Below are 12,082 nucleotides of genomic sequence, written 5' to 3'. Positions count from 1 at the left end.
CGCACACCCAACCCCGCATCCAACACCCCCTGAAACACCCCCAACACAAACCCCAACCCCCCACCACCACCCGGCACCAACACCACCACCCCCGCCGGCGACAAACCACCCGCCGCCAGATCGGCCAGTTCCCGGGCGACGGTGACGCGGTCCGGCTCATGGAGGCGCAGCACCGCGGTCCGTTCCCCGAAGGCCCCGACCACGGCCGACGTCCACGAGTCCTCCGCTGCCCCGTCAAGCAGCACGAGCAGCCACGTGCCAGAGCTCTGGCCCGTGATCCGCAGCGGCGTCCAGGTCTCCCGGTAGTGCCACCCGTCCACGGTCGACTTCTCGGTGCGGCGTGCCCGCCACGACGAGAGCGCGGGAAGCACGGGCGACAACGCCTCGTCGGCCACGCCGAGCGCGGCGGCGACGGCGCCGAGGTCCTCCTGCTCCACCGTTTCCCAGAACTCGGTGTCGACGACGTGGTGCCGCGGCACCACGCCCGCCTCGGGCCAGTAGCGGCGGTGCTGGAACGCGTAGGTGGGGAGCTCGACCTCACGAGCGTCGCGGAAGAGGGCCTCCCACCGGACGCCGACTCCGTGGGCGTACAGATGGGCCAGCGACAGCAGGAGCCGACGTGGTCCGCCGTCGTCCCGGCGCAGGGTGCCGAGGGCCGTGCGACCCGGTCGGGCGGGAGCGGCTGCTTCGAGGGTCTCCTGCAGGGCGGTCACCAGCACCGGGTGCGGGCTCACTTCCAGCAGCACCGACACGCCCGCGTCCACCATGGCCCGGCTCGCGGACGCGAATCGGACCGTCTCCCGGAGGTTGCGGTACCAGTACCCCGCGTCCCAGGTCCGGGTGTCCGCCTGCTCGCCGGTGGTGCACGAGTACACGGGTACGGACGACGCCCTGGGCGCCACCGGCGCGAGGTCGGCCAGCAGCCGGTCGCGGATCCGCTCCACCTGGAGCGAGTGCGAGGCGTAGTCCACCGGTATCCGGCGGGCCCGTATCCCCGCCGTCTCGCAGGCCACGAGCAGTTCGTCCACGGCTGAGGCCTCACCCGAGACGACCGTGGAGAAGGGACCGTTGACCGCCGCGAGCGACAGGCGCCCCGCCCACCGGCCGAGCAGGTCTGTCGCGGCATCCTGGGACAGGGGCAGGGCGACCATGCCGCCGAGTCCGGCCAGGGATTCCGCGATGGCCCGGCTGCGCAGGGCGACCACCCGGGCGCCGTCCTCCAGCGAGAGGACGCCGGCCACGCAGGCCGCCGCGATCTCGCCCTGGCTGTGGCCCGCCACCGCGGCCGGTTCGACTCCGTACGACCGCCACAGCCCGGCCAGCGACACCATGACCGCCCACAGCACCGGTTGGACGACGTCGACGCGCTCCAGCGCCGCGGAGTCGTCGACGACGTCGAGCAGCGACCAGTCGACGAACGGGGCGAGCGCGGTGTCGCATTCGGCCATCGCGCGGGCGAACACCGGTGAGGTGTCGAGGAGTTGCCGCGCCATGCCGGCCCACTGGGAGCCCTGCCCGGGGAAGACGAACGCCACCTTCGCGGCGTCGTCCGCCCGGCCCTCGACCATGTGGGCGGCCGCCTCGCCGGCGGCCAGGGCCCGCAGTCCGGTGAGCAGTTCGCCGGGTGCCGCGCCCACCACGGCGGCCCGGTGCTCGAACGCCGGGCGGGTGGCAACCAGCGACCAGCCGATGTCGGCGATATCGGCGATGTCCTGCGCGGGCCCGGCCTCCAGGTGAGTCAGCAGCCGGGCCGCCTGATCACGCAGCGCCTCCGGTGTCCTGCCCGACAGCACCCACGGCACCGCGTCGGCGGAGGGCTCCGGCGCCGCGGCGGCAGAGGGCCCCGGCGCCGCGTCGGCCAAGGTGTCCCGTGGTGCGGCGGACTCCAGGACGACGTGCGCGTTCGTGCCCGAGATACCGAAGGACGACACGCCGGCCCGCCGGGGGCGATCCGTATCCGGCCACGGCGTCTCCCGCGCCAGCAGTTCCAGGCGGCCCTGCTCCCAGCCCACCCGGGACGACGGCCGGTCCACATGCAGGGTCCGGGGCAGCGACCCGTGGCGCATCGCCAGCACCATCTTGATCACACCGGCCACGCCCGCGGCGGCCTGGGTGTGGCCGATGTTGGACTTGAGCGAGCCGAGTCGCACCGGCGGCCGCCCGTCCCGGTCCTGACCGTAGGTGGCCAGGAGGGCCTCCGCCTCGATCAGGTCACCCAGGGTCGTCCCCGTGCCGTGCGCCTCCACCGCGTCGATGTCGCGTGCGGCCAGTCCTGCGGCGGTCAGGGCGTCGCGGATGACCCGCTGCTGCGACGGACCGTTGGGCGCGGTCAGCCCGCTGGACGCGCCGTCCTGGTTCACCGCCGAGCCGCGTACCAACGCGAGTACCCGGCGGCCCTGGGCACGTGCGTCCGACAACCGCTGCAGCACCAGTACGGCCGCGCCCTCGGCCAGACCGAAGCCGTCCGCCGTGTCCGCGAACGCCTTGCACCGGCCGTCCGGGGCGAGCGCGCCGAGCTGGGAGAACTCCAGGAACATGCCGAGCCCCGGCATCACGGTCACCCCGCCGGCCAGGGCCAGGTCCGACTCGCCGGACCGCAGGGACTGTGCCGCGAGGTGCAGCGCGACGAGCGACGACGAGCAGGCCGTGTCCACCGTGACCGCCGGCCCCTGCAGACCGAGCGCGTAGGCCACCCGCCCCGAGGCGACGCTTCCCGTGGTGCCGGTCAGCAGGTGACCGGCGAGGTCCGAGACGTCCTCCAGCGCCGGTCCGTAGCCCAGTGCCATCAGTCCGGTGAAGACGCCGGTCCTGCTGCCGTGCAGCGCGTCCGGCCGGATACCGGCGGCTTCGAGCGCCTCCCAGGAGGTCTCGAGGAGCAGCCGCTGCTGCGGGTCCATGGCGAGGGCCTCGCGCGGGGAGATCCCGAAGAACTCCGCGTCGAACAGCGGGGCGTCGTGGAGGAATCCGGCTTCGCGCTGGTAGTACCGTCCGGCTGTCCTCGGCCGGGCGTCGTATGCCCCGACCGTGTCCCAGCCCCGGTCCGCGGGGAAGGCCGAGACGGCGTCCCGGCCCTCGTCCAGCAGCAGCCACAGCTCCTCGGGGCTGCGCACCCCGCCAGGCAGCCTGCATCCCATGCCCACGATGGCGACGGGTTCGTCGGCCGGGGCGGGACGGCGGGACGGCCCGGCGCCGGAAGCGGGTGAGGGGGCGGCGGCGGGGGCCACCAGTACGGTGTCCAGATGCTCGGCGAGCAGCGCGGGGGTCGGATGGTCGAAGACCGCCGCGGCGGTCAGGGGAAGGCCGGTGGCCTCGATGATCCGGTTCCGTACCTCGATCGCGGTGACCGAGTCCAGCCCCAGTTCCAGGAACGGACGCCGCCGTTCGGGCGACTCCAGGCGGTCGCGGCCGAGGATCGCGGCCACTTCGGCGCAGACCAGATCCGCCAGTGCGGTGCGACGCTGCCGGGCCGGGAGACCGGCGAGGGCGGCGGCCGTGCTCGCGGACGCGTCCGCGGCCGGCTCGTCGGAGTCCGCGGCCGGCTCGTCGGGATCCGGGGCGGGCCGGTCCACCAGTGCCGCGAGATCCGCCGGTGCGGGCTCCGCCGGGGCGGACGGCCAGTCGGCTCGCGCTCCGGCTGCCCACAGTTCGCCCAGGGCGGCCGCCATGCGATCGGGTCCGCCGTGCTGACGGCGGAGGGTTGCCACCACGGAGCCGGGGGCCCGGAGGTGCTCGACGGTGTCCTGCATCGCCGAGGTGAGCACCGGGTGCGGGCTGACCTCCAGGAGGACGTGGCGGCCCGAGGCCAGCAGGCCCCGGACGGTCTCCTGGAAGCGGACCGGTCGGCAGAGGTTGTCGCACCAGTGGTCGGCGTCCAGCGGGTGCCCGGACACCTGTCCCGCCATCAGCGAGGAGTGGAACGGCAGACGGGGCGCGCGGGGCCGCAACACTGCCAGGTCCGCCCGGAGCCGGGGCCGGATCGCCTCGATCTGCGGTGAGTGGGCGGCCAGGCCCACGGACGTCCGCCGCGCGGACACCCCGTCGGCTCCCAGTGCCTCGACCAGTTCGGCCGCCGCCGCGGTCCCGCCGGAGACGAGCACCGAGGAGGGCCCGTTGTCGGCGGCGAGCACCAGTTCGCCGCCCCAGGCGGGCAGCCGCTCCCGGACCTCGTCCGCCGAGGCCCGCACGGACACCATGTCGCCCCGGCCCGCCAGAGTTGCCTGGGCCTTGCTCCAGAGAGCGGCGACCCGGGCCGCGTCGTCCAGGGACAGGGCCTCGCTCACCGCGGCCGCCGCCACCTCTCCGAGGCTGTGGCCGACGACGGCGGCCGGTTCCACGCCGTACGAACGCCACAGGTCCGCCAGCGAGACCATGACGGCGAAGAGCACCGGCTGGACGACATCGGTGCGCGCGAGTTCCGCGCCCGCGTCGGGATTCCGGGCCAGGTCGATCAGTGACCAGTCGACGTGGGGTTCCAGCGCCTGGGCGCAGTCGTCCATCCGGGCCCGGAAGACGGGCGAGGAGTCCAGCAGTCCGGCGGCCATGCCCGGCCACTGGGATCCGGCGCCGGGGAAGACGAACGCGACGTCGCCCGGCGCCCCCCTGCCGGTGTTCAGGCCGTTCGATCGACCGCCCTTCGCCAACGCGGCCATTCTCTCCAGCAGTTGCGTCCGGTCGCGGAAGCTCACCGCCGCCCGGTGGGGGCCGTCGATGACCGCGTGCCCCGTCAGCCAGCGCCCGACGTCTTCGAGGGCGGGCTCGCGGCCTTGAAGGTAGGCGTCGAGCCGGCGGGCCTTCTCCCGCAGCGCGTGGGCGCTGTCCGCCGACAGCAGCCAGGGCAGAGGTGTGCGGTCCGAGGTGTGCGACATGCTTGCGGAACCTTCCGAGCGTCAGGTGCTGCCAGTGGGTGGTGGCGGCCGACCGGAAACGGCTGGTGCCCCGTCCACCACGGACGGAGCGCCGGTCACAGGGGCCTGCAGCCCCTGGTGGGAGGTCTCAGTCCTGGGGGCGGACCGTCTGCTGCCAGTCGATGTGGTGTCCGTAGAGCCAGTCCATGGAGACCAGCGAAGGCATCCACTTCATGAGCAGCGGGCCGAAGAAGTCGCGCAGGTGCATGCCCCATGGGGTGCGCACCTTCACCGGTTTGGCGTTCATCTCGCCCCACTTGACGACCTTGTCGACCCGCGGGGTGCGCAGCGCCTGGTAGGTGGCGAAGGCACGCTGCGGAGATTCGATGTCCCGCAGGCACTGGGCGAGGACCACGGCGTCCTCCATCGCGAGAGCCGTGCCGGCGCCGATCCGCCCGGTGATCGCGCACGCGTCGCCGATCAGCACGGCCCGCCCCCGGTGGCGGGCCGGGGGCTTGGGCAGTCGTTCCATGAGGCGGACGTCGATGGGGCCGGTGGCGTTGGCGAGTATCTCGCGAACGACGGGCATGTCACGGCCGTAGACGTCCAGCAGCCACTCCTGCCACTCCTTCTCGGTGGTGCTGTCATCCGGCCCGACCGGCTCCCGCCTGGGCGCGAACGCCAGCCACTGGACGCTTCCGTCGGCCTCGACGTGGTAGTTGAAGTGCCCCTCGTACCCGAAGGAGGTCACGCACACCCCGGGTGTCGGTTCGACGGTGCCCGGGCGGGAACGGCCGCCCAGTCCGAGGACGCCGGTGTAGGTCGCGTCCGCGGTCTGCGGGAACAGGGACCGCCGGACGCGGGAGTGGGCGCCGTCGGCGCCGACGATCACGTCCCCCTCAGCGGTGGTCCCGTCGGTGAACTCGGCCGTGGCGCCGTCGTCGTCGACCGTGCACGATGCCAGTTCCCTGCCGTACTCGATGCGGATCCCCCGCTCGACGCACAGGTTCCGCAGGGTCCGCTCCAGCGTTCCCCGGCAGATCAGCAGGCTGGTGGGGGCCGTTTCGGAGACGGCGTTGTTGTACAGCGTGCCCATGTACTTCCCGCTGCCGGTGTACATGGGCAGGTTGGGGATGGGAAAACCGTCCAGTTCGACCCCGAGAGCGGCCAGGGCGTCAAGACCGTTGGAACCGACGCTGAGCAGGTGTCCTTCGTAGGTGTGGGAGTCGCTGTCGCGCTCGTACACGACGGCCTCCACACCGATCCGGTGCAGGGCCAGGGCCAGCGTGGTACCTCCGGCGCCGCCGCCGATGATGAGTGTCTTCAGGTTCATGGATCACTTTCCGCAGTCGTGAACGAGTGGGGTCGGCTGTTTCAGAACGCATGGGGTTCAGATCTCATGAGGTTCAGAACGCATGGGGGAATTCGGCACGCAGCCATGCGTGCACGGCCAGCGCCGTGGACTCGGCATGCCTCTCCACCATCGTGAAGTGATCACCGGGAACGGTCCGTTCGGCGTGTTCGGGGCGCCACCGTGCCCGCTGCCACTCCGGTCCGTCACCCAGCGGGTCCGCGGCGTGGACGAAGAGGGTCGGAACCGAGAGGGGTCCGGGCTCCCATTCCTGGAACAGGCGCAGGTAACCGCCCATCGCGGTGAGCTGTTCGCCTGTCAGCAGACCGTCGGTGATCTCGCGGCGCGCCACATGACCTTCGTCGATCAGCCTGGTGACCATGGCGTGGCCCATCGGGCCGGCCGGTTCGTAGGTGTCGAGGAGTACGACGGCCAGGGGCGCGGCGCCCGCCGCCTCCAGGGCGCTCGCCGTGGCGTGCGCGAACCAGCCTCCCGCCGAATGTCCGGCCAGTACGCAGGGCGTGTCCCCGGCCGCCTCCCGGACTGCGGCCGCCATGGTGCTGATCGAGACCCCGGCGCCGGCGGGCAGCGGTTCCTCCCGCCCGTATCCCGGCAACGGCAGGACCGTCACGTCGCACACGCCTCGCAGGCCCGCGGCGAACCGCGTGTACTGGTGGGCTCCCGAGGGAGCCACGACCGACGGGAAGCAGAGGATCCGCGGGCCGGTGGTTCCCCGCACCAGGTGTACCGGCTGGGGTGGGGTGACGGGTTCGGTGAACACGGTCCGGAACGTGGCCGCCGTCCTGAGCAGTTCCATGGCCTCGACCGCCCGGTTCCCGGCCACGGCGTTGCGGTACATGGACACCAGCAGGTCGGAGGGGGCCGGGCCGGCAGCCGGTCGGTCCCCGGTGGCCAGTGCCTCGGCCACGGTGGTCGCCAGGGCACGCGGCGACCTGTGCTGGAGGACCACGCCGGCGGGGAGGCGCAGGCCGGTCTCCGCGTTGAGCAGGTTGCGCAGATTGATCGCGGCCAGCGAGTCGAGGCCCAGCTCCGGGAAGTTCCGGTCGGGGGCGACATGCTGGGCATCGGCGTGGCCCAGAACCGTGGCGGCCAGCCCGGTCACCAGCGCGAGGGCCAGGTTCTCGCGGTCGGCGGGCGGCGCGTCGAGGATGCGGGACAGGCGTCCGGCGCGGGCGGGACGTGTCGGAACCCGGCTCGGGACGAGGTCGTCGAGCAGCGCGGGCACCTGTTGCCCGGCGAGGGCCGCCGGGTCGAAACGCATCGGTACGAGCTGAGGTTCGTCGGCCGCGAGGGCCGCGTCGAACAGGGCGAGGCCCTCCTCGGCGGAGAGGGCACCGATCCCGGCCTGGTCGAGCCGGTGCCGGTCCGCCTCCCCGGCCATGTCGCTCTCCGACGCCCACAGGCCCCAGGCCAGGGACTGGGCCGGCAGGCCGAGGTCCCGGCGGTGCTGGGCGAGGGCGTCGAGGAAGGCGTTGGCCGCCGCGTAGTTGGCCTGGCCGGCGCCGCCGAGGACACCGGCGGCCGAGGAGAACAGCACGAACGCCGACAGGTCGGCCTCGCGGGTCAGCTCGTGCAGGTTCCAGGCGCCGTCCGCCTTGGGGGCCAGCACCGCCGCCAGGCGGGCCGGGGTGAGCGACGCCACGAGTCCGTCGTCCAGGACCCCGGCGCAGTGCACCACGGCGCCCAGCGGGTGTGCCGGTGCGATCGCGCCCAGCGCGCCCGCCAGTTGTCCGCGGTCGGTGACATCGCACGCCACCGAGGTCACCGCCGCGCCGAGGGCGGTGAGGTCCGCCTCCAGTCCGGCGGTCGCCGTCGGGCCCCGGCGGCTCACCAGCAGCAGGTGCCGCACGCCGTGCTCGGTGACCAGGTGGCGGGCCACCAGCCCGGCCAGGCCGCCCGCCGCGCCCGTGATCAGTACCGTCGCCTCGCCGGGGAACTCCACGGGCCGGCCGGCCGCGGGGGCGGTACGTACCAGACGCGGTACGCGCAGTTCGCCCCCGCGGATCGCGACCTCGGGTTCACCGGTGGCCGCGGCCGCCCTGACCAGGTCCGGATCGGCGTCCTCCGGGCACTCCACGACGGTGAAGCGGCCGGGGTGTTCGGCCTGGGCGGAGCGCAGCAGACCACGGGCCGCCGCGCCGTCGAGGCCTGGCGCCACGCATACGGCCAGCGGTGCCGGCCGGTCCGTGTCGAGCCGCGTGCGGACCGCGTCGAGCGCGTCGAACGCCGAGCCGACGCGCACGGTCTCGACCGCCGCGCCCTCGGTGACGGCGGACGGGACCCAGTGGACGCGGAACAGCCGGTCGGCCACGTTCGGGCGCAGCAGACGTGGTGGGAGCGGACGGGTCTCCAGCGTGTCCACGGACGCGATCAGCGTCCCCGCGCCGTCTGCGACGTGCAGGCTCACCGCTTCGGGGCCCTGCGGCGTGATCCGCACCCGGACCCGCCCGGACGGCGCGGCGCCGTGGGAGACGCCCGACCAGACGTACGGCAGCCTGACCTCCTTGGCGTCCAGGACGAGGGGATGCAGAGCGGCGTCCAGCAACGCGGGGTGCACGGCGAATCCGCCGGCCGGTACCTGCTCCGGCAGCTCCACCTCGGCGAACAGCTCGTCGCCGGACCGCCAGACGGCACGCAGCCCGCGGAACGCCGGGCCGTAGCCGACTCCGGCCTCCGCACTGCGTTCGTAGAGGCCCTCGATGTCGACCGGCCGCGCGTTCGGAGGCGGCCACGACCGCGGCTGTTCCGGGGCGCGCCGTGCGGGCCCCGCGGCGTCCAGGGTGCCGTCGGCGTTGCACAGCCACTGCCGGGCGCCCGCGGGCCTGGACGACACGGTCACCGCGCGGCCGTCGGCGCTCACCCGTACCCGGAGTGCGACAGCGCCGTCCTCCGGCAGCACCAATGGTGCGTGCAGGGTCAGTTCCGCCAGGCGGGGGCGCCCGACCCGGTGTCCCGCGGCCAGCGCGAGGTCCACCAGCAGCGTGCCCGGTACCAGGACGTTTCCGAGGACACGGTGATCGGCGAGCCAGCTGTGGGTGGCCGGGGAGAGCCGCCCGGTGAGGACCAGGCCGTCCTCACCGAGGTCGACCTCGGCCTTCAGCAGGGGGTGCGGGTACGTTTCCCAGCCCAGGCCCGCGGCGTCGGCGGTCGCCGGAACGGCATCGAGCCAGTAGCGGTCACGCTGGAACGGGTAGGTGGGCAGGGCGATCGGGCGTGCGTCGCCCGGGGCGTGCACGGCCTGCCAGTCGACGGGCACGCCGTGTACGTGGGCCTCGGCCAGCGCGCGCAGGAAGCCGTGTTCGTCACCCTGACCGCGCCGCAGCGTGGCGAGGACCGCGCCACCGCCCGCGGGGCCCTCGTCCAGCACCTCCTGCATGCTGGTCGTCAGCACCGGGTGCGGGCTGACCTCGACGAACGCCCCGAAGCCGTCCTCGGCCATCGCCTGGACCGTCTGCTGGAAGACGACCGTACGGCGCAGGTTGGCATACCAGTGGTCGGGACCGAGGTCGGAGCCCGCCACCCGTCCGCCCGTGACCGTGGAGTACATCGGAACGGAGGTGTCGCCGGGCCGGATTCCCGCGAGCTTCCGGACGAGGTCGTCGTGCAGGCGGTCCATCTGGTGGGAGTGGCTCGCGATATCCGTACCGGGGACCGGCCGGTGGAAGACTCCGGCGGCGGTGAGTCGCGCGCCCAGTTCCGCCAGCGCGGCCGGCTCACCGGAAACGACGGCAGAGGACGGCCCGTTGACAGCGGCGACGCCGATCCGGCCGTCCCAGGCGGTGATCCGCTCGCGCAGCGGCACGGCCCCCGTCGCCACGAACATCATGCCGCCCTGGCCGGCCACCTCGACGAGGGCCTGGCTGCGCAGCGCGACGATCATCGCCGCGTCCTCCAGGCTCAGCGCCCCGGCCACACACGCGGCGGCGATCTCACCCTGGCTGTGCCCGACCACCGCGTCGGGCTCGACGCCGCAGGACCGCCACAGCGCCGCCAGGGACACCATCACGGCGAACAGCACGGGCTGGATGCGGTCCACCTGCTCGTACTCGCCGCTGCGCAGCACCTCGGTCAGCGACCAGTCCAGGTGGGGGGCCAGCGCCCCTTCGCACGCGGCGAAGCGCTCGGCGAACACCGGGGCCGTATCCAGCAGTTCCACCGCCATGCCCGTCCACTGGCTGCCCTGGCCCGGGAACACGAAGGCGACCTTGCCGGTGCCCTCGGCGCTGCCGCGGACGAGTGCGTCGGACGTGCCGCCCTCGGCCAGGGCGCGCACCGCCTCGGCCGTCTCGGCGCGGGTGCGGCCGCAGGCGGCGGCGCGGTACTCGAACGCGTCGCGGTGCAGCGCGAGAGTGCGTGCGATGTCGTCCCAGCGGTGCCGGGCCAACTCGGGCAGCAGGGCACGCGCCTGAGCGCGCAGCGCCTCGGGGTCGCGGGCGGACAGCAGCAGGGGAAGCAGACGTGCGTTGTCGGGTGCGGGCTCCCGGGCCGGTACGGCCGGCGGAGCCTCCAGAACCACATGCGCGTTGGTACCACTCACCCCGAACGACGACACCCCCGCCCGCCGAGGCCCCTCCCACACCTGCTCCCCCGTCAACAACCGCACCGCACCCGACGACCAGTCCACCCGCGACGACGGCTCCCCCACATGCAACGTCCGCGGCAACACACCATGCCGCATCGCCAACACCATCTTCATCACACCCGCCACACCCGCCGCAGCCTGCACATGACCCACATTCGACTTCAACGACCCCAACCACAAAGGCCGCTCACGACCCCCACCAAAAACCGCCGACAACGCACCCGCCTCGATCGGATCACCCAACCGCGTCCCCGTCCCATGCCCCTCCACCACATCCACCTCCGACGGCCCCAGACCGGCATTCGCCAACGCCTGACGAATCACCCGCTCCTGCGCCACACCACTCGGCGCCGTCAGACCGTTCGACGCACCGTCCTGATTCACCGCACTACCCCGCACCACCGCCAACACCGGATGCCCCAACCGCTCCGCATCCGACAACCGCTCCAGAAGGACCATGGATCCGCCCTCGGCGAAGCCGGTGCCGTCGGCGCCCTCCGCGAACGCCTTGCACCGCCCGTCACGGGAGAGCGCCCGCAAGCGGCTGTACTCCACGAGGGCGCCCGGGGTGGACATCACCGCCACGCCTCCCGCCAGAGCGAGCGTGGACTCCCCAAGGCGCAGCGACTGGCAGGCCAGATGGAGGGCGACGAGCGAGGAGGAACACGCGGTGTCGATGCTCACCGCGGGCCCTTGGAAGCCGAAGGTGTAGGCGATCCGCCCGGACGCGATGCTGGCCGAACTGCCGTTGCCGAGATAGCCCTCGAAGCCGTCGGGCGCGGTGGAGTGACGGGACCCGTAGTCGTTGTACATCAGTCCGGCGAACAGCCCGGTAAGGCTGCCGCGCAGCGAGCGGGGTGCGATGCCGGCGCTCTCCGCCGTCTCCCAGACCAGTTCCAGCAGGAGCCGCTGCTGCGGGTCGACGGTCAGCGCCTCGCGGGGGGACATTCCGAAGAAGCCGGGATCGAAGTCGGCGACGTCGCGCAGGAATCCGATGTCGCGCACGTAGAGGGTGCCCTGTCGGCCGGGATCCTCGTCGTACAGTGCGTCGATGTCCCAGCCGCGGTCCTCCGGGAGTCCGCCGACCGCGTCCCGGCCTTCGCGGAGCAGCTCCCACAGCCCGTCCGGGGTGTGGACTCCGCCGGGGAGCCGGCACGCCATGCCGACGATCGCGACGGGTTCGGCCAGACGTGCCTCCGCCTGGTCCGCGCGCGAGCGGGCCTCGTGCAGTTCCAGGGTGACCCGCTTGAGGTAGTCGAGGAGTTTCTGGTCGTTGCTCACGCG

2 protein-coding genes and 1 pseudogene are annotated in these 12,082 nt (G+C 73.3%); all 3 read right to left on the bottom strand.

Features of this window, described 5'->3' with window-relative positions:
* The coding region (locus ACFWPS_RS41060; RefSeq protein WP_383715566.1) for an acyltransferase domain-containing protein at window positions 1-4,865 on the bottom strand (4,865 nt) is incomplete at its 3' end.
* Between the two features lie 127 nt (window positions 4,866-4,992).
* A complete protein-coding gene (locus ACFWPS_RS41055) occupies window positions 4,993-6,177 on the bottom strand; it encodes an FAD-dependent oxidoreductase (RefSeq protein WP_383715563.1) in 1,185 nt (394 codons plus the stop codon).
* Window positions 6,178-6,250: 73 nt separating this feature from the next.
* Window positions 6,251-12,079: pseudogene (locus tag ACFWPS_RS41050) on the bottom strand (SDR family NAD(P)-dependent oxidoreductase); the annotation flags it as partial.
* Window positions 12,080-12,082 lie beyond the last annotated feature (3 nt).

It is taken from the genome of Streptomyces sp. NPDC058457 (genome assembly GCF_042720695.1).
In the GTDB taxonomy this organism is placed as follows: Bacteria; Actinomycetota; Actinomycetes; order Streptomycetales; family Streptomycetaceae; genus Streptomyces.
The sequence above is the reverse complement of the archived record's forward strand: the minus strand, read 5'-3'. Positions and strand labels throughout refer to the sequence as shown.